Origin of the sequence: Herbidospora galbida (assembly GCF_005233835.1) — a bacterium.
Lineage (GTDB): Bacteria > Actinomycetota > Actinomycetes > Streptosporangiales > Streptosporangiaceae > Herbidospora > Herbidospora galbida.
In genome coordinates, this window is sequence record NZ_SZQA01000012.1 from 1 (window position 1) to 21,703 (window position 21,703).

Genomic DNA, 21,703 nt, shown 5'->3' on the forward strand with positions numbered 1-21,703 from the left:
GCCGCTGCCGCCACTCCGGCCGCCGCCGCTCAGGCCGAGCAGGCCAAGGCCGAGGCGCAGCGGGCGGCGACCGGTGCGCACCCGTGCTGCAAGGGTCCGCGCGGTCCGCGTGGCCCGATGGGTCCGGCCGGCCCTCCCGGACCGCCCGGGTTCCCCGGCGTTCCCGGTCCGATGGGTCCGCTGGGCGCGACCGGTCCCGCGGGCCCGGCGGGTCCGGCCGGTCCGGTCGGCCCGACTGGTCCGGTCGGACCGGCGGGTGCGAACGGTCTGAACGGCGAGCCGGGTCTCGCCGGCGTTTCGGGCTTCGAGGTCGTCTTCGGTCCGTCCGTCACCTGCGCGCCGGCCACCGAGTGCACCGGTGAGGCGATCTGCCCCCTCGGCAAGCGCGCCGTGGGCGGCGGCTTCTCGGTGGCGCCGAACTTCCTGCCGGTGGTCACCACGGCCCCGAACGCGTCGGGTCTCTCGTGGAGCGTGACCGTCTTCAACAGCGGCATTGTGCCGGCGGTGCTGGTCCCGAGGACGGTCTGCGTCACCGCCCTCTAGATCAGACAACAGTGAAACGCCGTCCCGCCTCATGCGGGACGGCGTTTGGCCGTCAGCGGCCGACGTCGCGCCGCATCAGGTCGGCGGGCTCCTCACGCCGGACGATCAGCCGCGCCGTCCCGCCCCGCACGGCGACCACCGGAGGACGGCAGGTCAGGTTGTACGACGACCCCATCGCGTGGTGGTAGGCCCCGGTCACCCGCACGACCACCAGATCACCGGGCCGGGCGTCCCCGGCGGCCACGTTCTCGGCGATCACGTCGCCGGCCTCGCAGTGCCGCCCCACGATCGTCACCGGCTCCCCGGAGCGTCCGGGCACCGCGACCGAGTAGCGCGCTCCGTAGAGGGCCGGCCGGGGGTTGTCGCTCATCCCGCCGTCGACCGCGACGAAGGTCCGCCCGCCCTGCCGCTTGACCGAGATCACCCGGTAGAGGGTCACCCCGGCGGCGGCCACGACGGCCCGTCCGGGCTCGACCACCAGGCGGGGTTCGGGCACCCGCAGCCGCCGGCACCGTTCGGCGACCACCTTCGGCACGGCGGTCCCGAAGTGGCCCAGGTCGAGGCCGTGCTCGTCGTCGAGGTAGGCGACGCCGTGCCCGCCGCCGAGGTCGAGTTCGGGCACCGTGGTCGCGAACCGCTCCCGGACCATGGCCAGCTGGTCGACCATGACCTTGGCCGCCTCCTCGAACGGCGCGACCGAGGTGATCTGCGACCCGATGTGGCAGTGCAGCCCGGCCAGCCGCAGCTCGGGCTGGCTCAGCACCCGCCCGACGGCGTCGGAGAGCTCAGTCAGCGGGATCCCGAACTTCTGCCCCTCCGAACCGGTGCGGATCGCCGCGTGGCCCCCGGCCTCGATCCCGGGCGTGACCCGCAGGTAGACGTCCTGTCGCAGCCCCACGGGCACCAGCGCGGCCAGCCGGTGGATCTCGGCCACGTTGTCGATGACGACGCGCCCGACCCCGACGGCGTCGCGCAGTTCGGCAGGGGTCTTGGCGTTGCCGTGGAAGATGATCCGTGACTCCGGGAACCCGACCGACCGGGCGAGGGTGAGCTCTCCGCCGGAGCAGACGTCCAGGGAGAGCCCTTCTTCGGCCACCCACGACGCCATGGCCTGTGTGAGGAACGCCTTCCCGGCGTAGGCCACCGTGACGGACGGCAGCGCGGCGAGGTAGTCGCGGCAGCGGGCCCGGACGGCGTCCTCGTCCACGACGTACGCGGGGGTCCCGAATCGACGGGCGATATCAGCCAAATCCATAAAACGACACTAAGCACCTATAAAGCCCTAAATCGGGATCTATATGTCGTTCTCGCGTATTCCCTACGCCGTATTGACGGGGTCGTAACTCCCCACGCTCCACACGTGCCCTTCGGGGTCGCGGATCGTGTATCCCCGCCCGCCGTAGTCCTCCGACCGCAGTTCCCGGATCACCTCCACACCGGCCGCCTTCGCGATCTCGTACAGGGCGTCGACCTCCAGGTCGTCGACCACGACGTAGGTGCTGGCGGGCCCGGTCACCACGTCGAGCCCGTGGCCGACGGAACCCAGCATGACCATGCCGTTCCCCCGGCTGAGCTGGGCGTGGACGACCACGCCGTCGTCGGAGCGGTAGACCTCCGGCGAGGTGAACCCCAGGACGGCGGTCAGCCACGCCAGGGCCTTGTCGGCGTCGTGATAGCGAATCGTCGGAATGACTGTCATGGCGTACTTTTGCCCGGAAAGTCGTATGGACCTACCCCGCCCGGGCAAGGGGCGTGTTCATGGCGCTCTTCGACCGCCTCCACGACGCCCTGCGCGCCCACGTCGACGGCGAGGTCCGATTCGACCGGGGGACCAGGGCGGCCTATTCGACCGACGCCTCGAACTATCGCGAGGTGCCGATCGGTGTGGTCGTACCGAGAACGATCGAGGACGCCGCCCTGGCGGTGGAGATCTGCGCCGACCACGACGTGCCCGTGCTGTCGCGGGGCGGCGGCACCAGCCTGGCCGGCCAGTGCTGCAACACCGCCGTGGTCGTCGACTGGTCGAAGTACTGCACCCGCTTCCTGGACGAGGGCGACGGCACCGTCGTCACCGAACCCGGCACGGTCCTCGACGACCTCTCCCGCGGCGGCCTGATGTTCGGCCCGAAACCGGCCACCCACAACCACTGCACCATCGGCGGCATGATCGGCAACGACGCCTGCGGCGCGACCGCGCAGGCCTACGGAAAGACCTCCGACAACGTCCTCGACCTGGAGGTCCTCACCTACGAGGGCGCCCGCTTCTGGACCTCCCGCCCGCCCGAGACGCTGCGCACGGCCGTCGACGCCATCGCCGCCGACCACGGGGACGCGATCAGGGCCCGGTTCCCGAAGATCCCGCGCCGCGTCTCCGGCTACGGCCTCGACGCCCTCCTCCCCGAGAACGGCCGCGACCTGGCCAAAGCCCTGGTCGGCTCGGAGTCGACCCTGGTCACCGTGCTCCGCGCCCGCCTGAAGATGGTGCCCCGGCCGAAGGCGGGAGCGGTGGCGATCCTGGGGTTCCGCGACGTCTTCGAGGCCGCCGACGCCGCCCCGTCGATCGCGCCCTACGGCCCGATCGCCCTGGAGGGCATGGACGACCGCCTCATCGCCTACGAGCGCGCCCGCCGCCTCAACCTGGACGCCATCGACCGGCTCCCCAAGGGCGGCGGCTGGCTGGTCGTCCAGTTCGGCGCCGACACCCCGGAGGAGGCCGCCGCGCTGGCCCGCGCCATGGCCGCCGACCTGGGCGTCCGGCCGGTCGTCACGAACGACGTCGCCTCCGTCGCCGCCATCCGCGAGGCGGCCGTCGGCGCCACTGCGGGCGACGCCTGGCCCGGCTGGGAGGACTCGGCCGTCCCGCCCGAACGCCTCGGCGAGTACCTCCGCGACCTGCGGCGCCTCCAGGAGGACCACGGCTACGGCGCGTCGTCCCTCTACGGCCACTTCGGGCACGGCTGCGTCCACACCCGGATCCCGTTCCGCCGCGCCGACTACCGCGCCTTCGTCGAGGAGGCCGCCGACCTGGTCGTCTCCTACGGCGGCTCGTTCTCCGGCGAGCACGGCGACGGCCTGGCCAGGGGCGAGCTGTGGCCGAGGATGTTCGGCGACGAGGTCATGACGGCGTTCGTCCGCTTCAAGCGGCTCTTCGACCCCCGGAACCGGATGAACCCCGGCCGCCTGATCGACCCCGACCGGCTCGACGACCACCTCAAGCCCCGCCCGCCCGAGGTGCAGACCGTCTTCGCCTTCCGCGACGGCTTCGCCGCCGAGACGACGTCCTGCGCCGGGGTCGGCGAGTGCCGCCGCGACACCGGCGGCGTGATGTGCCCCAGCTTCCGCGTCACCCGCGACGAGAACCACTCGACCCGGGGCAGGGCCAGGCTCCTGTACGAGATGCTCCAAGGCGACGTGATCACCGGCGGCTGGCGGTCGGAGGAGGTCAAGGACGCCCTCGACCTCTGCCTGTCGTGCAAGGGCTGCCGCTCCGACTGCCCCGTCCACGTCGACATGGCCACCTACAAGGCCGAGTTCCTGCACCACCACTACAAGGGCCGGATCCGCCCTTTGTCCCACTACGCTCTCGGCTGGCTCCCGCTGTGGGCGCGGTTCCCCCTGCTGCTGCGGCTTCCCCGGGTCCCCGGCCTGACGACCGAACGCCCGCTGCCGCGACCGGCCCGGGTGCGGTTCAGCGACACCTTCCGCGCCCCGAAGCGCGGCCCCGAGGTCCTGCTGCTCCCGGACACCTTCACCGACAACTTCACCCCCCGCGTCGCGGTCGCCGCCACCCGGGTGCTCTCCCGGGCCGGTTTCTCGGTACGCCTCCCGCGCGCCCCCATCTGCTGCGGCCTCACCTGGATCTCCACCGGCCAGCTCGGCGTGGCCAGGCACGTCCTGCGCAGAACCGCGCGGATCCTCCGTGACGACCTCGACGCCGGCATCCCGTTCGTCGGCCTCGAACCCTCCTGTACGGCCGTCCTCCGGTCGGACGCCCCCGAGCTCCTCCCCGGCGACCCCGACGTCAGAAGGCTGGCCGACCGCACCCGGACCCTGGCCGAACTCCTCGACGACCACGACGTCGACCCGCCCCATCTCCCCGGACGGGTCGTCACCCAGCCCCACTGCCACCAGCATGCGATCATGGGCGCCGACGCGGACCTGCGCGTCCTGCGCAGAACCGGCGCCGACGTCACCCGGCTCGACGCGGGCTGCTGCGGCCTGGCCGGGAACTTCGGCTTCGAACCCGGCCACTACGACCTGTCGATGGCCGTCGCCGAGCAGGCGCTCTTCCCGGCCCTGCGCGCGGAACCGCAGGCCCGGGTCGTCGCCGACGGCTTCAGCTGCCGCACCCAGATCGAGCACGGCACCGGAATCCACGCCGTCCACCTGGCGGAGTTCCTGGCGTCTCAACCTTCCGGCCCCGGGCGGAGTCCTTAGGTCGATGTATGACGCGGAGGGATTCCGGAAGTTCGTGGCCGTGCGCGGTCGCGCTCTTTCGCGCGCCGCCTTCCTGCTCACCGGCGACCACGCCAAGGCCGAGGACCTCATGCAGGAGACCCTGGCCAAGGCGGCGGCCAAATGGCGGCGGGTCTCGGCCGCCGACGACCCCGAGGCGTACCTGAAGACGATCATGATCAATCAGTTACGGACCTGGCACCGGCACCGCAGCCTGGTCTTCTTCCCGACCTCCGAACCCCCTGAGACCGCCGCGCCCCCGCCCGACACCGAGCTGAAGATCGTGCTCCGGCACGCCCTGACCACCCTCACCGCGAAGCAGCGCATCGTCCTCTACCTGCGCTTCTACGAAGACCTGCCCGAGGCGCAGATCGCCGCCCGGCTCGGCTGCTCGGTCGGCACGGTCAAACGGCACACGCACGACGCCCTGAAGCGGCTGCGGAAGGCAGGCATCCATGAACCCGCGTGAGGCCTATCTGGACCTCGCCGACGACGCCCGCGACTACGGCGACCCCGACCGGGCCATCGACACCGCCGGACGCCGCCGGGCCACCCGCTGGAGCGCCGTGGCCGTCGCGGTCACGGTGATCGCCCTGTTCACGTGGCTGCGCCCCCAGCCGGAGGCGGCGCCGGTCCTCCGCGAGCCGCCGCATTCCGGCGTGCGGGCCCATTCGGTCTACTCGACCTGTCGTGTCGGCTGCCCGACCATGCTGCGGCTGACCGACGGCCGTGACTTCGAGATCGGGGTCGACACGGTCCACCCGCCCGGCAACTACACCATCTCCCCTGACGGCCGCTGGCTCGGCATCCCCGAAAGAGGCGGCTACGAGCTGGGCGACCTGCTCGGCGGCCCCAACCTCCGGCTCCCCGCCGAACCGGGCGGCGTCTACGGCCCCTGGGTCTGGGCGGCGGACTCCAGCCGGATCATCCTGGCCCACCACCGGGACGGCGACGTCTCCCACTACCTCGACGTCGACCTGCGCACCGGCCGGATGACCCGACCGGCCGTCCCGGAGGGCACCGAGATCGTCGGTCTGACCGGCGGCGGCGAGCTGATCCTCCAGCCGCCCCAGAAGGTCACCGACGAGCTCACCCTGACCGTCGCCGGGCGCCCGGTCGTCTTCCGTGCCCAGACCGGCCTGTTCGCCGACGACGACCACGGACTGTGGATCCAGTCCCGGGGCGACCAGCTCTACCTCCACGAGTACGGCGAGGAGACCGTCATCCAGATGTTCAGCCCCGACGGGCGGGCCGACGCCTATCTGCGCATCCCGGACGGCCGCTACGCGGTGGGCCCGACCGTGGCCGGATACGTCGTGGTAGAGCCCGGAGACCGGGTCCAGCGCCTCTACGAGATCGGCAGGGAGGAGAGGCTCGTCGGCGAGTACCCGCGCGACGCCGGTGTCGTCATCCCCGGCCTGGCCCGCCACTAGGCCAGCCGCGCCACCGCTTCGGGCGTGAGCTCGGCCAGGCCGGTCAGCACCAGCGACGCCCCGGCCAGCGCGTCGTCGTCGGGCGGGTAGGCCTCCTGCGGCACCGCGACCACGATCAGCCCGGCCGCCGCGGCCGACCGCAGGCCGTTGCTGGAGTCCTCGACCGCGACACACCGCTCGGGGGTGACCCCGAGCCGCTCGACGACGGCCAGATAGACGTCGGGGGCGGGCTTGCCGCGCTTCATGGTCTCGGTGGAGATCGCCACCCGGACGTCCACGTCGAGCGCGGCCAGCACGGTGTCGATCAGCACGGCCGGGGAGGAGCTGGCCACCCCGATGGGCCACTGGTCGGCGATGGCGCGCATGGTCGCCGCGGCGTGCGGGAGCAGGGGCAGGTGGTCGCGGTAGCGCTCGGCCATCCGCTCGATCACCGTCGCGGCGGTCTCGTCGGGCGACAGCCAGACCCCCAGCTCGCCGGTCAGGTAGTCGGCCCACTCGGGGGTGCTCATGCCCATCAGGCGCTTCTGGGTGTCCGGCATCCACGTGCCGCCGAACTCGGCGACGACACCCCGGCGTACCTCTTCCCAGACGGGCTCGGAGTCGATGACGACTCCGTCGAGGTCGAAAACGACTGCTTCGATCATGCGTACAGCCTGACATGGAAGAAGGGGGCCGCCGGCTCGCGCTGTGAGTCTGCCTCAAATCAGCGAGGACGGCCCCCTTCCCACACCTGGCTACGGCAGGGCGTCGATCACGGCGTCGCGCCAGTCGTAGTTCATCCAGTCGTAGTTCGCCCACATGCCGCCGGTGACGTCGGCGAGTTCGGTGTCGGCGAGCTCCTGGGCGGTGCTCTCGAAGTTGTTCATGACAACCCCCTCTTTCGTTTCGTGAACCTTGCGGAACCAAGGTCCCAGGAAGCACTTGGCGATCACTTGTGCGTGGATGCGAGCGATCTCCAAGTCGTCACCTTGTGGCTACGGCTGCGTGGTTACGGCAGCGCCTCGATCACGGCGTCGCGCCAGTCGTAGTTCGCCCAGTCGTAGTTCCAGGGCAGACCGCCGGTGACGTCGGCGAGTTCGGTCTCGGTGAGCTCGCTCGCGGTGTTCTCGAAGTTGTTCATGACAACCCCCTTCGTTCGTGAACCTTGCGAATCAAGAGTCGCAAGCGACGCTTGGTGGGATCTTGGTACTTCTTGGTGTGTTTTCTTGGTGCGCCACCAGCCGCGCGTAGTGGCCGTCGAGTTCCAGCAGCTCGTCGTGGGTGCCCTGCTCGACGACGCGGCCCTCGTCGATGACGGCGATCAGGTCGGCGTCGCGGACCGTGCTGAGCCGGTGGGCGATCACGATGCGGGTCTGGGTGAGGGCGGCGAGGTTGCGCTCGATGGCGGCCTCGGTGACCGTGTCGAGGTGGCTGGTGGCCTCGTCGAACAGCAGCACCTTGGGCCGCCCGAGCACCGCCCTGGCCAGCGCCAGCCGCTGTTTCTGCCCGCCCGACAGGCCCATGCCCTCCGACAGGTTGGTCTCGTAGCCCATGGGCATCGCCATGATCTCGTCGTGTACGCAGGCCGTCTTCGCCGCCCGCACGATCTCCTGCGGCGTGGCCCCCGGCCGGCCCAGGGCGATGTTCTCCCTGATGGTGCCGGTGAACAGGTGGGCCTCCTGGGTGACCACCCCGAAGTTGCGCCGCAGGGAGGAGCGCTGGAGGGCCTCCATCCGGACCGAGTCGTAGCTGACGGCGCCGAAGGTGGGTTCGTACAGGCCGACCATGACGCGCGCGAGGGTGCTCTTGCCCGAGCCGCTCCCGCCGACGAGGGCGATCTTCTGGCCCCGGCCGATGGTCAGCGAGACCTTCCACAGGATCCACGGCCCGTTGGGGGAGTGCCGGAACGACACGTCGCGCAGTTCGATCTGCCCGCGCAGGTGGCCGACCTGGACCTCGCCGTAGGGCTCGGGGGTGAACTCCAGGATGTCGGCCAGCCGTTCGAGGTGGGTGCCCGCCTCCTGGAGGATGCGGACCGTCCCCACCAGCGACAGGATCGGCGTCAGGGCCGCGCCCGCCAGGGCGACCAGCGTCAGCGTCTGGCCGAGGGGCCGGCCGGCCAGCACCTCCCAGCCGCCCGTCCAGAGCAGCGCCGCCGGGGCGGCCAGCCGCATGCTGTCGAGGACCGAGGTGACCAGGTTCTCCATCCGGCCCTGCCGCCCGTCGGCCTTCAGCTGGTCGAGGAACAGCTGCGACCAGCGGCTCAGCGCGGCGTCCTCGATGGCCCCGGCCTTGAGGATCTCCACCCCCTTGATGGCCTCCATGAGCTGTCCCTGCGTCTGGACCTGCGCCGACAGCGCCGCCAGGTTCAGGTCGGCCCGCCGCCGCTTGGTGAGGAGCAGCAGCACGGCCTGGACGGACGCCAGGGCGAGCAGGCACAGCCCCAGCGGCACCGACGACAGCAGCACGATCGTCACGTAACCGATCGCGAGCGGCCCGTCGAGCAGCGCCGTCGTGATCGGCCCGGAGATGAGCTGCCGCAACCGGCCCACGCTGGCGCTGCGCTGGGCCAGATCCCCGGCGCCCCGGGTGGCGAAGTAGCGGTAGGGGAGCCGGAACAGGTGGCCGACCACCTCCGTCGTCAGCAGCCGGTCGGCCCGCAGCCTGAGCTTGAGCACGGTCGCCGCGCGCAGGTAGGTGAGCCCGAGGTGGACGACGCCCGCGACCGCGAGCGCCACCCCCAGGGAGACCAGCAGCGCGGAGTCCTTCGTGGGGAGCACCCCGTCGACCAGGATCCCCGAGAACGTCTGCACCCCCAGCCCGAGGATCTGGAGCAGCAGCGACGCCAGCAGAATCCGCGCGATGAGCCCTTTCTGCAGCGCGGTTCTGGCGAGCGGGCCGACCCACGTCCGCCTCGCCCGTTTCCTGGGCTGGAACGTCTCGCCCGGCTCGAAGGTGAGCAGCACCCCCGAGTAGCCCTCGGCGAACTCCTCCCGGGTCAGCCTGCGGCGGCCGGCCGCCGGGTCGACGACGTCGACGTGCCGGGCGCTCTGCCGCTCGACGACCACGAAGTGGTTGCGCCGCCAGTGGGCGACCGCGGGGAGGGGCGCGTCGGTGACGGTCTCGGCCTTGTACGCGGTCGCGGTGAGCCCGTAGCCGCGCGCCGCCTTCACGATCGCCAGCGCCGAGAGGCCGTCGCGGCCGACCCCGCACTGCTCGGACACCTCACGGACCCCGGTGTGGCGCCCGTGGTGGCTCAGCACCATGGCCAGACAGGCGGCCCCGCATTCGGCCAGGCCCGACTGCAGGCGGACCGGTACTCTCACGTTCACTTTCGGGATCGTGGCAGGGCCGACTTGGACGGCACTTGTCCATGATTTGAGGACCCGGCGATTCCCGCCGGGTCCTCAGGGTGGATCGATCAGGCGAAGGCGTCGAGCGTGGCCTCGCAGAAGGCCTTCAGGTCATCCGGCATACGGCTGGTGACCAGGGTCGACGGCGCCTCATGGCAGACCACGACCTCCTTGTCCTGCCAGGTCGCCCCGGCGTTGCGCAGGTCGGTCCGCAGGCTCGGCCACGAGGTCATCGTGCGGCCCCGTACGACGTCGGCCTCGATCAGCGTCCACGGTGCGTGACAGATCGCCGCGACCGGCTTGCCCATGTCGAAGAAGTCGCGCACGAACCTGACCGCCTTCGGATCCATCCGCAGGAAGTCGGGGTTGGCGACCCCGCCGGGCAGTACCAGCCCGTCGAAGTCGGCCGCGCGGGCCTGGCCGACGGTGGCGTCGATCGGGAACCTGTCTCCCTTGTCGAGGTGATCGAACGCCTGGATCTCCCCTTCCTCCGTGGAGATCAGCTTCGGCGTCCCACCGGCGTCCTTGACCGCTTTCCAGGGTTCGGTGAGCTCCACCTGCTCTACGCCGGCCGGTGCGGCGAGGAAGGCGATGGTCTTGCCTTCGAGCATGTCAGTCTCCCCTCTGAGCTGAGTGGACTCTTCCCCTGCCCAGTCCTTACGCGACCAACCGGAACGACTGGGCGGCCGTGCCGTTGCAGGCGTACTGGACCAGCTGCACCGAGTTGGCCGTCGAGGCCGCCGGGACGTCGAGGCACTTGCCGCTGCCCCGGTTCACGAAGTGGTAGTAGCCGTCGCCCTCGGCGACCGGGAGCCACTGCTGGTTGTTGCCGCCGCCGTAGGTCCAGGTCTGGATGGGGGCGTTGTCGGCGACCGAGACGTTGGTCACGTCGAGGGCCTGGGCCGGGTTGCCCTGGCCGGAGATCCGGTAGTAGCCGTCGCTGGTCGGGGTGAACTGGTAGCGCTGGGCGGCGGTGCCGTTGCAGGTGTACTGCTGGATCGCGGTGCCGTTGACCGTGCCGGCCGCGCGGGCGTCGACGCACTTGGCGCTGTTCTCGTTCACGACCGTGTACCAGGTCGTGGGGGAGATGGTCCCGGTGGGCGGCGGGGTGGTGCCGCCCTCGCCGGCCAGCCAGCGGATGCCCTGGATGAGCCACTGGTTCTGCTGGGCGCTCGCGAAGGTCGAGGAGGTGCGGGTGTTGGTGGAGTAGTTCATGCCGTTGTGGCCGAAGTTGGTGTAGAGCATCTTGTACTTCGTGTTCGTCCACATGATCGGGTAGAACCCGCCGCGCCACTGCTGGTTGGGGTCGGTGCCGACCGGGAAGCTGGAGGTGTCGATCGAGGCCAGGATGCTGATGTCGGGGTTCTGGCGCAGGTCACGGCTCCACGAGTACCACTCGCTGACCGACGACTGGATCGTGGCGGGCAGCCCGGCCGTCGACGGGTGGTTGCGGTTCTCGATCTTCAGCGTCTCGGCCGTCGGCCCCCAGGTGTTGGTGGCGAAGGCCCCCGACCCGAGGAAGGTGTTGTAGTACCAGCTCCACGAGTTGGGGTCGGTGGTGAAGGCGCTGACGTGGAAGCCCAGCCAGGCCCCGCCGTTGTTCATGTAGTTCTGGAACGCCTGCCGCTGACTGGCGGGCGGGGCGTCGTCGAGGAACATGACGACCTTGTACTGCGAGATCGTCGAGGAGCTGAGCCTCGACCAGTCGGTCGTCGCCTCCCAGGTGAACCCGTTCTGGGCCGCGGCCGACGGGAACCACTCCTTGGCGTCCTTGGTGAAGTCGATGTGGGCGGCGTCCCACGTGCCGTTGTAGAAGGCGAGCACCTTGAACGGCGCGGCCTGCGCGGGCGGGCTCAGCACGGCGAGCAGTACGAGGCCGAGTAAGGAGGCGAAGAGACGTTTCACGGGATACCTGCCTTGAACCGTGGGGGGTGGCCGCCGGCGCCGCGGGCCAGTTTTCTTAAGAAAGTTTCCTAACAAATGACCACACCTGTCAATGATCTGGAAAATTGCACGTCATGCATCGATGCATACTGTGCAAGTTGACTGGGTAGGTCAGTGGACATGACATCCGCAGCACAGACCCCGACGGAACTGCGCCGCCTGCTGCCCCCCGAGCTGGTGGAGCGCGGCGCCTGCCCGTTCGACCCGCCCGCCGGGCTGACCAGGCGCCGCGGCCAGGGCGCGGTCCAGCCCCTCCGGCTCGCCAACGGCGCCGAGGCGTGGCTGGTCACCGGCATCGAGGAGGCCCGCGCGGTGCTCGCCGACACCCGCTTCAGCTCCGACCGGGTCCGCCACCCCGACGCCGCCACCGGCGCCGAGCCGCAGCAGGTCGAGACCCGCGACGACGGCATGTTCGTGTTCATGGACCCGCCCGAGCACACCCGGCTCCGCAAGCTGCTGACCGGCCAGTTCACCGTCCGCCGGATGCGCGCCCTCGAAGAGCGCGTCCGGGAGATCGCCGTCGACCACATCGAGGCCATGAAGGCCGCCGGCACCGAGGCCGACCTGGTGCCCGCCTACGCGCTGCCCATCCCGTCGCTGGTCATCTGCGAGATGCTCGGCGTCGACTACGGCGACCGCGACCGGTTCCAGCGGAACACCGCCGTCGCGCTCAACTCCGCCACCCCGCCCGACGAGCGGGCGCGGGCGGGGCTGGAGCTCTACACGTACATCAGGGAACTGGTCGCGGCGAAGCGGGCCGCGCCGGGCGACGACATGCTGTCGGGCCTGCTCGACCTGCCCGACAACCAGCTCGTCGACGTCGCGCTGGTGCTGCTCGGCGCGGGCCACGAGACCACCGCCAACATGCTCGCGCTGAGCACGTTCGCGCTGCTGGAGAACCCCGGCGAGCTGGCGCGGCTGCGGGCGGAGCCGGCGCTGCTCGACACCGCGATCGAGGAGCTCCTGCGGTTCCTGTCGATCATCCAGATGGGGGTCAGCCGGGTCGCGACCGAGGACCTGACAATAGGTGACGTGACCATCCCCGCCGGCGCCACCGTGATCATCGCCACGCCCGAGGCCAATCGCGACCCGGCCCACTGGGACGACCCCGACCGCCTCGACCTGAGCCGTCCCCGCGTCTCCCACCTGGCCTTCGGCCACGGCATCCACCAGTGCCTCGGCCAGCAGCTGGCCCGGGTCGAGATGAAGGCAGGCCTGGGCGAGCTGATCACGAGACTGCCGAACCTGCGCCTGGCCGTACCGGCCGAGCAGGTGCCGCTGCGCGAGGAGATGCTCATCTTCGGCGTCCACTCGCTGCCGGTGACCTGGTCATGACCGTGGTCGGCCGGCGTGAGCGCAAGAAGCTGGCGACCAGGGCCGCCCTCCGGGAGACGGCCCTGCGGCTGGCCCTGCGCCACGGCGTGGAACACGTGACCGTGGAGCAGATCGCCGCCGAGACCGACATCGCGGTACGCACCTTCTTCAACTACTTCTCCAGCAAGGAGGAGGCGATGGTCGCGGCCGTGGCCGCCGAGGCCGACGCGCTGATCGGCGAGTTCCGCGGCCGTCCCCGCGACGAGCCGGTGTTACGGGCGCTGCGCGAGGCGGTCGCCCACGTGATGGCCGTCAGCGACACCGAGGCGCTGCGGCTGATCGTCCGGGCCCCCTCGCTGCTGCCGCAGCGCCTGGCCGTCTACGCCACCCGCGAGAAGGCCCTGGCCGAGGCCATCGCCGACCGGCTCGGGCTCTCCCCGGACGATCTCTACCCGGCGGTGTGCGCGGCCACGGCTCTGACGGCGATGCGGGTGGTCCTGGAGAGATGGCTCGACCAGCCCGCCGACCACGCCGCCCTGCGCGAACAGACCGAAGAGGTCATCGGCCTGCTGGCCGCCGGCCTGGAAAGGAGACTTCCGTGATCGTCACCGTGGACCGGGAGCGGTGCTGCTCGTCGGGGCAGTGCGCGCTGATCGCCCCCGAGGTGTTCGACCAGAACGACGAAGACGGCACCGTGCTGCTCCTCCAGCCCGAACCGGCGGAGGACCTGCACGATGCCGTCGAGGACGCCGCCGACCACTGCCCGTGCTCGGCGATCAGCCTGTCCTAGAAAACGGGCACGCCCGCGCGCACGAGCTTCCAGTTGACGTCGGCGAAGGTCGCCGGGTCGATGGTGCCCGAGGCGGTGGCGGCGTCGATCAGCGCCTGGCGGATCTCCACCTGCCCGTTGTAGACCACGGGGGCCGTGGTGACGTGCGGGAAGCCGCCGCCGCCCGACTGGCGGTAGTTGTTGATGGCCACCACGAACTGCTGGTCGGCGGCGACCGGGGAGCCGTTGTAACTGAGGCCGACGATGCGCGACCCGACCGGCTGCGAGACGTCGACGTCGTAGTCGACGCCGGAGAGCTGGTCGTAGTTGTAGTCGGGGGTGCCGTTCGCGTTGGTCAGCGCCCGCAGGTCGATCGGCGCGCCGGGGGCGACCTGGGCGAAGTACTTGGCGGAGTACTCCAGGAAGTCCTTGACCTGGGCCCCGGTCAGCTTGATGCCGAGCAGGGTGTTGTCGTAGACGTACAGGCCGGCCATGTCACGCACGCTCACCGGCCCGGCGGGGAAGACCGCGGTCCGGCTGAACGGCGCCGCGATCGACAGCACCGGCAGCCCGGCGTCGGGCGTGCCCGCGATGGCCTGGGTGACGACGTCGGTCTGGACCTTCTGGATGTAGTCGAGGATCGGGGTGTCCTTGTAGGGGGACTCCGCCGCCGAGAGCTGCTCCTTCGACTGCGCGACGACCTGGTTGACGTAGCCGACCGTGGTCTCGTGCTGTTCCTTCATCAGCTCGACGATCTTAGGGTCCTCGGGGACGGTGTTGGCGTTCAGCGTGGTCGAGGCCTTCGCGGTGACCTCCCAGCCTCTCCGGATCTTGGTGAGGGTGAAGTCGACGACCGACAGACGCTGTCCCCAGCGCCCCGGCTCGGTCAGCAGCACCTGCTCGCCGGTGACCTTGTTGGTCACGAACCGTTGCGGGACGTCGTTGTGGGCGTGCCCGAACAGGACGGCGTCGATGCCCGGCACCTGCTCGGCGACCATCGCCGAGGCGTTCTCGACCGGAAGCTCCGTGCCGTAGGACGACAGGCCGTTGTCACCGGCGTGCGCCGTGACGAGCACGACGTCGGCCCCCTTGCCACGCATGATCGGCACATACTTCTTGGCCGTCTCGACCAGGTCGAGGAACTTCAGCCGGCCCTCGACGTTGGCCTTGTCCCAGATGGCGCTGCCCGGGTTGGTCAGCCCGAGCACACCGACCTTGATCGGGCTCTCCACGCCCCGGACCTTCATCGTCTTGATGATGTAGGGCTCGTAGGCGGGCTTGCCGTCTTTCACCGACACGGCGTTGGCGGCCAGCACCGGCGCCTTCATCTGCTTGACCCACCTGGCCAGCAGGGGGATGCCGTAGTTGAACTCGTGGTTGCCGAGGGTCACGGCGTCGTACCCGATGGCGTTCATGGCCTTGGCGATCGGGTGGGTCTCACGGGTCTCGGTGATCGGCTCGACCTTGGCGTAGTAGTAGGCCAGCGGCGTGCCCTGGATGGTGTCGCCCGAGTCGAACAGCAGGGTCCGGTCCTTGCCCCGGTCCGCGCGGATCTGGTTGACCAGGGTGGAGATCTTGGCCAGGCCGACGTCGTTGTGGGCGCTGTCGTCGTATTCGGCGTTCTTGAAATAGTCCCAGTTGAGGGCGTTTCCGTGGATGTCGGAACTGGCCATGACCGTGACCTTGACTTCGAGATCACGGTCGGCGTTCGCCGGGACGGCGGGTGCGAGGGCCACGGCGGCGAGGGTGATCGCGCCGAGGGCCCGTGCTGTTAAGGAGGACATGGCACGGGACGCTACCGGACGCCCGTCTGGCGTTCGGCGACGAGCTGGAAGACCCGCTTGAACTCCGCGTACGCCTCCTCGCCCACCGCGCGGGCGTGCTCGGCCTCCATCTCGACCAGGACGGCGTCCGACTTCTCCATGTGGTCGAGGCCCAGTTCGGTGGGCACGACGAGCTTGGCCCGGCGGTCGGCCGGGTCGGGGCGGCGTTCGACGTACCCGAGTGCGACCAGTTCGTCGACCAGGGTGCCGATCACCTGTTTGTGCTGGCCCGACTGTGCGGCCAGGTCGGAGGCCCGGCTGCCCTCGGCGTCGAGGTAGGCCAGCACGGCGCCGTGCCGCGGCCTGACCTGGGCGTGGCCCATCTCGGACAGCCGCGTGAACAGCTCCTTCTGCAGGCTGAACAGCGTGCGGCCGGACAGGATCCCCAGGTCGGGCCGCTCCCGCTTGCGCTCACTCCGTCGCACCGCAGGCCTCCAATTTAGTCACTATTTTTGACTGTCACTATTTTTTTACTATATTGTCGTGGACGACATCGATCGCATGAGAGGGGACATCGCGATGACCATTCTGATCACCGGAGCCACCGGCACCGTCTCAGGGGAAGTGCTGCGCTCGCTGCAGGGGGTCGACGACCTGCGGGTGCTGGTGCGCGACCGGGCCAAGGCGCCGTCGGGGGCCGAGGTGGCGGTCGGCGACCTGCACCACCCCGAGACGCTCGAACCGGCGTTCAAGGGCGTCGACACGGTGTGGCTGCTCACCGCCATGGGGCCCGACTCCACCCACGCGAGCGGCAACGCGCTGTGGGCGGCCAAGCAGGCGGGGGTACGCCACGTCGTCCGCATGTCGGCCATCGGCGCGGGGCACGACGCCCCGACCCGCAACGGCCGGCTGCACGCCCTGTCCGACCTCGAACTCGCGGCCTCCGGCCTCGGCTGGACGGTCGTCCGCCCGGCGTACTTCATGCAGAACATTCTCGGCTCGGTCAACGGCGGCACCTTCCACGGCGCCCCTGGGGAGGGCCGGATCGGCATGATCGACGTACGCGACATCGCCGACTTCGCCGCCGAGGTCCTCCGCGACCCCGCGCCCCACCACGGGCAGACCTACACCATCACCGGACCGGAGGCGGTCCGGCTGCGCGACATGACCGGCACGCTGTCGGAGGTGTCCGGCCGCCCGCTCGACTTCCAGCCGGTACGCCCCGACGACGCCTACCCCGTGCTGGTGAACGCCGGGATGAAGGAGTGGGACGCGGCCGTCACGACGGAGTACCTCAAGGCCTACGACGCGGGCTGGGGCGACTACACCACGCCCACCTTCAGCGCGGTGACGGGGCGACCGGGCCGCACCTTCACCGAGTTCGCCCGCGACTACGCCGACCGCATCGGCGGCTGAGAGCCGCGCGGCGCGACCAGGCCCGACTCGTAGGCGACGATCACGAGCTGGGCGCGGTCGCGGGCGTGCAGCTTGGTCATGGCCCGGTTGACGTGGGTCTTGGCGGTCAGCGGGGTGATCGCCATCCGCTCGGCGATCTGGTCGTTCGACAGGCCCCGCGCGACCAGAACGACCGCCTCGCGCTCCCGGTTGGTCAGCTCCGTCAGCGCGGCGGCGGTGGGGAGCGGCTGGGTGACGTAGCTGTCGATCAGCCTGCGGGTGATCGACGGGGCCAGCAGCGCGTCACCCCGGGCGGCGACGCGCACGGCGTGCAGGAAGTCCTCCGGCACGATGTCCTTGACGAGGAACCCGGCGGCGCCCGCGCGCAGCGCGTCGAAGACGTGCTCGTCGAAGCCGTAATTGGTCAGGATCACCACGTGCACCCCGGCGAGGCCGGGGTCGGCGGCGATGCGCCGCGTCGCCTCGATGCCGTCGACGACCGGCATCTGGATGTCGATCAGGACGATGTCGGGCACGAGTTCCCTGGTCAGAGCGACCCCGGCCAGCCCGTCACCGGCCTCGCCCACGACCTCGATGTCGTCTTCGAGGTCGAGCAGCGCCCGGAACCCCCCGCGCAGCAGCGGCTGGTCGTCGACCAGCACCACCCTGATCACGACGTCTCGTCCACGGGAAGCTCGGCCTCGACGGTGAAGCCGCCTTCGCCGCGCGGCTCGGCCCGCAGCCGCCCGCCGAGCGCGGTGACCCGCTCGCGCATGCCGAGCAGCCCGACGCCCGGCACCGGCGCGACGCCGGGCGTGGCCCGGCCGTCGTCGTCGACCTGGATGACCAGGGCGCCGGGCCGGTAGTCGATGCGCACCGACGCCGTCGCCGCGGCGGCGTGCCGGGCGACGTTGGTCAGCGACTCCTGGACGATCCGGTAGGCGGTCCGGCCGACCGCCGCCGGCACGTCGGCCCGCCGCCCCTCGACCGTCAGCCGCGCGTCCAGGCCCGTCGTGCGCGCGCGTTCCACCAGGTCCGGTACGTCGTCGAGCCCGCGCGGCGGATTCTTCCCGTCGTCGCGCAGCGCCTCCAGAGTCGCGCGCAGTTCCCTGGACGCCTCCCGGCCGGCCTCCCTGATCACCAGCAGCGACTCGGGCACCGGCTCCCCGCGCTTGCGCGCGACGTGCACGGCCACCTCGGCCTGGAGCTTGATGACCGAGATCTGGTGGGTGAGCGAATCGTGCAGCTCCCGCGCGATGTGCAGCCGCTCCTGGTCGGCCCGCCGCCGCGCCGTCTCCTCCCGGGTCCGCTCCGCCTCGTCGGCCCGCCGCTCGGCCTGCCGCAGCGCCTCACCCGCGGCTCCCGCCGCGACCAGCCAGGCCAGCTCCAGCGCGCCCCTGGCCTGGGCGAACGCCTCACCCGTGTCGTGCAACCCTGAGGCCAGCGCCGCGAGGGGGAGCGCGGCCAGCATCAGCACACTGGCGACCACGGTGACCGTGCGATGCCCGGACCGGACGGCGGCGTACACGGCGAACAGGAAGGCGACGGCCGGCACGTCGAACCCGGCCGCCTGATAGCCGACCGCGCACACCCCCGTGACGACCAGCACGGCGACCGGAGCCCGGCGGCGCGCGGCCAGCGCGAGCCCGCCCGCCACCAGCGGCGCGTAGCCGATCGCCGCCGACCCGTGCTCAGACAGCCCCGTGACCAGCAGCGCCGTCGCCACGCAGACGGCGATCACCCAGTCGACGACCGCGGCCCGCCGTGTGCTCATGCGCGCACCCTAACCCGGCCCCCGCCACCGGCGACTCCTGCGGACGGAGGATCGGCCGGCTACCACGTGCGCGGTAGGTCCGCCTGATAGTGCCGACTCGGCGGTAGGCGGATGCGGCGGTGAGGGCAGGCCCGACGGCCCGCGCACGGCTGACGACGGAGGGCACTTGCGGCGGACATGATCCACTCATCCCGTCGTTCGGAGGAGCGTGCCGCATGTCAGTCCAGATCATCGTCGCCGAGGTCGCACCGGTCTACGGCTTCACCGGCGGGCGGGCGGTGTCGTTCGCGGCCGCGCTCGTGGCGCTGGCCGGGGCGGTTCTCGGCGGGCTGGCCCTGTTCCGGTTCGTCCGGCGGCGAGCGGTCATCGCGCTGGCGGCCGGGGCGGTCGGGGTCGTGGGCGGCGGATGGGTCGTGGCCGTCGCCGAGGGAGGGCCCGGCAGCGGGTCGGGAATCGTCGGCGGGCTGGTCGCGCTGGTGTTCGGCTTGGTCGCGCTGGCCCTGGGCGGAATGGCGCTCAAACGGTCGTGAGCACCGTCGCCTGCCAACTTTCCCCCTTGAATGCGCGTCTTACCGTTATGGGCATTTTGCTTCGCGTCACCGCCGCGGCCGTCGCCGTCACCGTCGCCGCGGAACCGGCGGCCGCGCACGCCATGGCGTCGGCCGGTCAGTGGAAGGTCGTCCGCACCGACCGCCGTGACTCCTACGACGCGGTGACGGTGACTCCCGGCGGAGCCGTCTGGGTCGCCGGGACGCGACGCGCAGCGAAGGGCGCCGAGTCGCTCCTGCTGAAGGGCGGCCACTCCGGCTTCAAGCGGGTCACCGGCCCCGGCTTCCGGGTGAAGCGGCTGGCCTCGGCGTCCGACACCAGGGTCTGGGCGTTCGGCACGTCGAAGTGGGCCCGATGGGACGGCAAGCGCTGGCAGGTCAAGCCGTGGAGCCACGGCCGGGTCGATCGGGCGTACTCCATCGGCAGGAACCAGTGGGTCGTCGAGAACGCCAACACCTTCCCCACGGCGGGCGACCCCAAGTGGAAGGCGACGTCCACGCTGCGCCGCCTGACCGGCTCGACCTGGCGCAAGGTCCCGACGCCGATCGTCGTCAAGGGACTCGACGGCACCTGGGCGGCCGGCTCGTCCAGAGGCAAGGCGGCACTGGCCCGCTGGACCGGCAAGGCCTGGCGCGCGGTCGCGCTGCCCGCGATCCCGTCCGCGCACCCGGGCCAGCTCTCGGAACTGACCGACGTCGCGGTCGACGGCGAGACCGGCAGGGTGATGGCCGTCGGCTGGGCCGCCTGGCCGTGCGGCGCGAAGCGCCCCTACTGCGGTGAGACCCTGCTGCTGACCGGCTACCTGGGCGGCTTCGCCTACGAGGTCCGCGCCGAACCGGGCGCCCAGCCGCGCGCCCAGGCCGAACCCGACGGCAGAGGCGGGGCCTGGGTCGTTCATCCGGCCAAGGGCGGTGGCAGCGGTTACCTGCACATCGGCCCCGAGAGCGTCGAGACGGGCGTCTTCCCCGCTCCGTCGAAGCAGACCGTCCGTGACCTGGCGATCCAGGTGGAGAGCCCCTTCATCTGGGCGGTCGGCGCGGGGGTGGTCTGGGCGAACGGCCGCTGAGCCGTCGTTTCCGTACAAGACGGTCGTCGCGGCACCTCCTAGCATGGGCGTGGCCCCAGCACCCCGCCACTGAGGAGAACAGCACATGCGTGAGTTGGTCTACACCGGGTTCGTCACGCTCGACGGCGTCCTCGACTCCCCGGGCGGCCCGGCCGAAGGCCACCGCAGCGGCGGCTGGGTGGTCAAGGACATCGAGTTCCTGCCCGAGGCGTTCTCGCTCAAGGGCGAGGAACTCGCCGACACGACGGCCCTGATGTTCGGCCGCCGCAGCTACGAGGCGTTCGCCCCGGTCTGGCGCGACTCGGAGGACCACGCCTCTTACAAGGACCTGCCCAAGTACGTCGTCTCGACCACGCTGCCCGACGACGCCCTCACCGACGGCTGGGGCGAGACGACGATCCTGCGCTCGGCCGAAGACGTCGCCGAACTCAAGAAGGGCGAGGGCGGCGCGATCTTCATCCACGGAAGCGCGGAACTCGCCCGGACCCTCGCGGACGCCGGCCTGATCGACCGCTACAACCTGCTCGTCTTCCCCGTGCTGCTCGGAGCGGGGAAGAGCCTGTTCAGCCGGACCGACAAGGACAAGCAGACCCTGCGCCTGCGGACGTCCGAGGCCTACCCGAACGGCGTCGTGAAGATGATCTACGACGTCGTCGGCTGATCGAGATCGAGCGCGATCGCCCCACCCGACCCTTCGCGCAACTGTTTCGCGGTGCGGCCGACGTAGCGGCGCAGCGCCCGAGCGAGATGCGGCTCGTCGAAGTAGTCGAGCTTGGCGACGACATCGGCGACCTGTGTGCCGGCCGCCAGCAACGCCGAGGCCGTGCGGACCCGTTCGATCTGCCGCACGGCGCCCTGGGTGAACCCGGTCGCCGCACGGAACCTCCGCTCGACGGTGCGGTCTGAGACGTCTGGCCGCGCACCTCGCCGGATGTCGGCGACGAGCGGATCCCGGATTATTGCTCCTTCACGCACCAGGCGTTCCACCAGGGCCTCGGCGTCGTCGGGACCTGGGGTCTCCCAGCGAAGGCCGTCGAGCTGGAAGGTCCGGTGCGTGGCGTCGGGGAGTTCGAGACCCCGGTCGAGGAGGCTGGACGTGGGGACGGACCGAAGTGAGGTGCCCACGGCGAACTCGATGCCGACGAAGGCCGCGCCCTCGGGGACCGGGGCGGTGCCGGTTCTGGTCTCGGGGCCGGTGACGCTGGCGTACGCCGTGCCTTCACGCTCCCAGAACACCAGCCCCCAGCACGCCGTCGCGACCGAGGTCATCTCGGTGACGTGGTCGCTGGTGCAGGTCCAGACGGTGTCGACCCAGGACGAGTCGGACGGACGATTCACGAACCGCAGTGCCACGGGAGAAGGATAG

At 71.0% G+C, this 21,703-nt stretch carries 23 protein-coding genes and 1 pseudogene; 11 read left to right on the top strand and 13 right to left on the bottom strand.

What is annotated here, in order from left to right; translation table 11 throughout:
* Nucleotides 1-543 (top strand): annotated as a pseudogene (locus tag FDA94_RS41105) (hypothetical protein); the annotation flags it as partial.
* Between the two features lie 52 nt (nucleotides 544-595).
* On the opposite strand, the gene lysA reads toward FDA94_RS41105, so the two are convergent.
* On the bottom strand, nucleotides 596-1,798 hold the full coding sequence (lysA, locus tag FDA94_RS14270; RefSeq protein ID WP_137247547.1) for a diaminopimelate decarboxylase: 1,203 nt from the start codon (nucleotides 1,796-1,798) through the stop codon (nucleotides 596-598).
* Between the two features lie 63 nt (nucleotides 1,799-1,861).
* Nucleotides 1,862-2,242, bottom strand: a complete 381-nt coding sequence (locus FDA94_RS14275; RefSeq protein ID WP_137247548.1) for a VOC family protein — start codon at nucleotides 2,240-2,242, stop codon at nucleotides 1,862-1,864.
* Between the two features lie 59 nt (nucleotides 2,243-2,301).
* Here FDA94_RS14275 and FDA94_RS14280 point away from each other — a divergent pair, with 59 nt between their 5' ends.
* From FDA94_RS14280 to FDA94_RS14290, 3 genes are read left to right on the top strand one after another with little or no spacing between them, the layout of a single operon-like run.
* Nucleotides 2,302-4,980, top strand: coding sequence for an FAD-binding and (Fe-S)-binding domain-containing protein (locus tag FDA94_RS14280; protein WP_137247549.1), 2,679 nt, complete (start codon nucleotides 2,302-2,304; stop codon nucleotides 4,978-4,980).
* A gap of 4 nt (nucleotides 4,981-4,984) precedes the next feature.
* The gene (locus FDA94_RS14285; RefSeq protein WP_137247550.1) at nucleotides 4,985-5,467 is read left to right on the top strand and encodes a SigE family RNA polymerase sigma factor; all 483 of its coding nucleotides are present in this window, start codon (nucleotides 4,985-4,987) and stop codon (nucleotides 5,465-5,467) included.
* On the top strand, nucleotides 5,454-6,431 hold the full coding sequence (locus FDA94_RS14290; protein ID WP_137247551.1) for a hypothetical protein: 978 nt from the start codon (nucleotides 5,454-5,456) through the stop codon (nucleotides 6,429-6,431). Before FDA94_RS14285 ends, FDA94_RS14290 begins: the two co-directional genes overlap by 14 nt.
* Here the strand turns inward: FDA94_RS14290 and FDA94_RS14295 are convergent.
* The 6 genes from FDA94_RS14295 to FDA94_RS14310 all read right to left on the bottom strand — a co-directional run bounded on the left by FDA94_RS14295 (nucleotide 6,428) and on the right by FDA94_RS14310 (nucleotide 11,668).
* Nucleotides 6,428-7,075 (bottom strand): HAD family hydrolase, encoded by a 648-nt coding sequence (locus FDA94_RS14295; RefSeq protein ID WP_137247552.1) that lies wholly within the window; start codon nucleotides 7,073-7,075, stop codon nucleotides 6,428-6,430. The two genes, FDA94_RS14290 and FDA94_RS14295, sit on opposite strands and share 4 nt — an antisense overlap.
* A gap of 90 nt (nucleotides 7,076-7,165) precedes the next feature.
* A complete protein-coding gene (locus FDA94_RS41110) occupies nucleotides 7,166-7,297 on the bottom strand; it encodes a hypothetical protein (RefSeq protein ID WP_268903605.1) in 132 nt (43 codons plus the stop codon).
* A 122-nt stretch (nucleotides 7,298-7,419) separates the two neighbouring features.
* Nucleotides 7,420-7,551, bottom strand: a complete 132-nt coding sequence (locus FDA94_RS41115; protein ID WP_268903607.1) for a hypothetical protein — start codon at nucleotides 7,549-7,551, stop codon at nucleotides 7,420-7,422.
* 31 nt (nucleotides 7,552-7,582) lie between these two features.
* Complete coding sequence (locus FDA94_RS14300) at nucleotides 7,583-9,742, bottom strand: peptidase domain-containing ABC transporter (RefSeq protein ID WP_137247553.1); 2,160 nt, start codon at nucleotides 9,740-9,742, stop codon at nucleotides 7,583-7,585.
* Nucleotides 9,743-9,831: 89 nt separating this feature from the next.
* Entirely contained in the window at nucleotides 9,832-10,374 is a 543-nt protein-coding gene (locus FDA94_RS14305; protein WP_137247554.1) for a type 1 glutamine amidotransferase domain-containing protein, read from the bottom strand.
* A 46-nt stretch (nucleotides 10,375-10,420) separates the two neighbouring features.
* The gene (locus FDA94_RS14310; RefSeq protein WP_137247555.1) at nucleotides 10,421-11,668 is read right to left on the bottom strand and encodes a ThuA domain-containing protein; all 1,248 of its coding nucleotides are present in this window, start codon (nucleotides 11,666-11,668) and stop codon (nucleotides 10,421-10,423) included.
* A 159-nt stretch (nucleotides 11,669-11,827) separates the two neighbouring features.
* Here FDA94_RS14310 and FDA94_RS14315 point away from each other — a divergent pair, with 159 nt between their 5' ends.
* The 3 genes from FDA94_RS14315 to FDA94_RS14325 are packed head-to-tail and all read left to right on the top strand — an operon-like array spanning nucleotide 11,828 to nucleotide 13,811.
* On the top strand, nucleotides 11,828-13,042 hold the full coding sequence (locus tag FDA94_RS14315) for a cytochrome P450 (RefSeq protein WP_137247556.1): 1,215 nt from the start codon (nucleotides 11,828-11,830) through the stop codon (nucleotides 13,040-13,042).
* Nucleotides 13,039-13,623 (top strand): TetR/AcrR family transcriptional regulator, encoded by a 585-nt coding sequence (locus FDA94_RS14320; protein ID WP_137247557.1) that lies wholly within the window; start codon nucleotides 13,039-13,041, stop codon nucleotides 13,621-13,623. Before FDA94_RS14315 ends, FDA94_RS14320 begins: the two co-directional genes overlap by 4 nt.
* The gene (locus FDA94_RS14325) at nucleotides 13,620-13,811 is read left to right on the top strand and encodes a ferredoxin (protein ID WP_137247558.1); all 192 of its coding nucleotides are present in this window, start codon (nucleotides 13,620-13,622) and stop codon (nucleotides 13,809-13,811) included. Before FDA94_RS14320 ends, FDA94_RS14325 begins: the two co-directional genes overlap by 4 nt.
* On the opposite strand, the gene FDA94_RS14330 is transcribed toward FDA94_RS14325, so the two are convergent.
* Complete coding sequence (locus tag FDA94_RS14330; RefSeq protein ID WP_137247559.1) at nucleotides 13,808-15,574, bottom strand: bifunctional metallophosphatase/5'-nucleotidase; 1,767 nt, start codon at nucleotides 15,572-15,574, stop codon at nucleotides 13,808-13,810. The two genes, FDA94_RS14325 and FDA94_RS14330, sit on opposite strands and share 4 nt — an antisense overlap.
* Nucleotides 15,575-15,585: 11 nt before the next feature.
* Complete coding sequence (locus tag FDA94_RS14335; protein WP_137247560.1) at nucleotides 15,586-16,038, bottom strand: MarR family winged helix-turn-helix transcriptional regulator; 453 nt, start codon at nucleotides 16,036-16,038, stop codon at nucleotides 15,586-15,588.
* A gap of 58 nt (nucleotides 16,039-16,096) precedes the next feature.
* Between FDA94_RS14335 and FDA94_RS14340 the strand changes: the two genes are divergently transcribed.
* Nucleotides 16,097-16,969, top strand: a complete 873-nt coding sequence (locus FDA94_RS14340) for an SDR family oxidoreductase (RefSeq protein WP_137247561.1) — start codon at nucleotides 16,097-16,099, stop codon at nucleotides 16,967-16,969.
* Here FDA94_RS14340 and FDA94_RS14345 read toward each other — a convergent pair.
* Entirely contained in the window at nucleotides 16,945-17,622 is a 678-nt protein-coding gene (locus tag FDA94_RS14345) for a response regulator (protein ID WP_137247562.1), read from the bottom strand. The genes FDA94_RS14340 and FDA94_RS14345 overlap by 25 nt on opposite strands.
* Nucleotides 17,619-18,722, bottom strand: a complete 1,104-nt coding sequence (locus tag FDA94_RS14350) for a sensor histidine kinase (RefSeq protein ID WP_137247563.1) — start codon at nucleotides 18,720-18,722, stop codon at nucleotides 17,619-17,621. The genes FDA94_RS14345 and FDA94_RS14350 overlap by 4 nt, the downstream gene beginning before the upstream one ends.
* 215 nt (nucleotides 18,723-18,937) lie before the next feature.
* On the opposite strand from FDA94_RS14350, the gene FDA94_RS14355 reads away from it, so the two are divergent.
* The 3 genes from FDA94_RS14355 (at nucleotide 18,938) to FDA94_RS14365 (ending at nucleotide 20,998) form a co-directional block, all read left to right on the top strand.
* Nucleotides 18,938-19,252, top strand: a complete 315-nt coding sequence (locus FDA94_RS14355) for a DUF6223 family protein (RefSeq protein WP_170990931.1) — start codon at nucleotides 18,938-18,940, stop codon at nucleotides 19,250-19,252.
* A 47-nt stretch (nucleotides 19,253-19,299) separates the two neighbouring features.
* A complete protein-coding gene (locus FDA94_RS14360; protein WP_137247564.1) occupies nucleotides 19,300-20,337 on the top strand; it encodes a hypothetical protein in 1,038 nt (345 codons plus the stop codon).
* A gap of 85 nt (nucleotides 20,338-20,422) precedes the next feature.
* Nucleotides 20,423-20,998 carry a dihydrofolate reductase family protein gene (locus FDA94_RS14365; protein WP_137247565.1) on the top strand — a complete coding sequence of 192 codons (576 nt, stop codon included), beginning with the start codon at nucleotides 20,423-20,425 and terminating at the stop codon, nucleotides 20,996-20,998.
* On the opposite strand, the gene FDA94_RS14370 is transcribed toward FDA94_RS14365, so the two are convergent.
* Entirely contained in the window at nucleotides 20,980-21,690 is a 711-nt protein-coding gene (locus tag FDA94_RS14370) for a helix-turn-helix domain-containing protein (RefSeq protein ID WP_137247566.1), read from the bottom strand. The two genes, FDA94_RS14365 and FDA94_RS14370, sit on opposite strands and share 19 nt — an antisense overlap.
* Nucleotides 21,691-21,703: the final 13 nt, after the last annotated feature.

Coding starts and splice junctions, on each gene's coding strand:
- FDA94_RS41115 (WP_268903607.1), bottom strand. CDS start 7,551: ATGAACAACTTCGAGAACACCGCGAGCGAGCTCACCGAGACCGAACTC.
- FDA94_RS14280 (WP_137247549.1), top strand. CDS start 2,302: ATGGCGCTCTTCGACCGCCTCCACGACGCCCTGCGCGCCCACGTCGAC.
- FDA94_RS14275 (WP_137247548.1), bottom strand. CDS start 2,242: ATGACAGTCATTCCGACGATTCGCTATCACGACGCCGACAAGGCCCTG.
- FDA94_RS14355 (WP_170990931.1), top strand. CDS start 18,938: ATGTCAGTCCAGATCATCGTCGCCGAGGTCGCACCGGTCTACGGCTTC.
- FDA94_RS14295 (WP_137247552.1), bottom strand. CDS start 7,075: ATGATCGAAGCAGTCGTTTTCGACCTCGACGGAGTCGTCATCGACTCC.
- FDA94_RS14320 (WP_137247557.1), top strand. CDS start 13,039: ATGACCGTGGTCGGCCGGCGTGAGCGCAAGAAGCTGGCGACCAGGGCC.
- FDA94_RS14330 (WP_137247559.1), bottom strand. CDS start 15,574: ATGTCCTCCTTAACAGCACGGGCCCTCGGCGCGATCACCCTCGCCGCC.
- FDA94_RS14365 (WP_137247565.1), top strand. CDS start 20,423: ATGCGTGAGTTGGTCTACACCGGGTTCGTCACGCTCGACGGCGTCCTC.
- FDA94_RS14305 (WP_137247554.1), bottom strand. CDS start 10,374: ATGCTCGAAGGCAAGACCATCGCCTTCCTCGCCGCACCGGCCGGCGTA.
- FDA94_RS14360 (WP_137247564.1), top strand. CDS start 19,300: ATGGGCATTTTGCTTCGCGTCACCGCCGCGGCCGTCGCCGTCACCGTC.
- FDA94_RS14290 (WP_137247551.1), top strand. CDS start 5,454: ATGAACCCGCGTGAGGCCTATCTGGACCTCGCCGACGACGCCCGCGAC.
- lysA (WP_137247547.1), bottom strand. CDS start 1,798: ATGGATTTGGCTGATATCGCCCGTCGATTCGGGACCCCCGCGTACGTC.
- FDA94_RS14285 (WP_137247550.1), top strand. CDS start 4,985: ATGTATGACGCGGAGGGATTCCGGAAGTTCGTGGCCGTGCGCGGTCGC.
- FDA94_RS14350 (WP_137247563.1), bottom strand. CDS start 18,722: ATGAGCACACGGCGGGCCGCGGTCGTCGACTGGGTGATCGCCGTCTGC.
- FDA94_RS14315 (WP_137247556.1), top strand. CDS start 11,828: ATGACATCCGCAGCACAGACCCCGACGGAACTGCGCCGCCTGCTGCCC.
- FDA94_RS41110 (WP_268903605.1), bottom strand. CDS start 7,297: ATGAACAACTTCGAGAGCACCGCCCAGGAGCTCGCCGACACCGAACTC.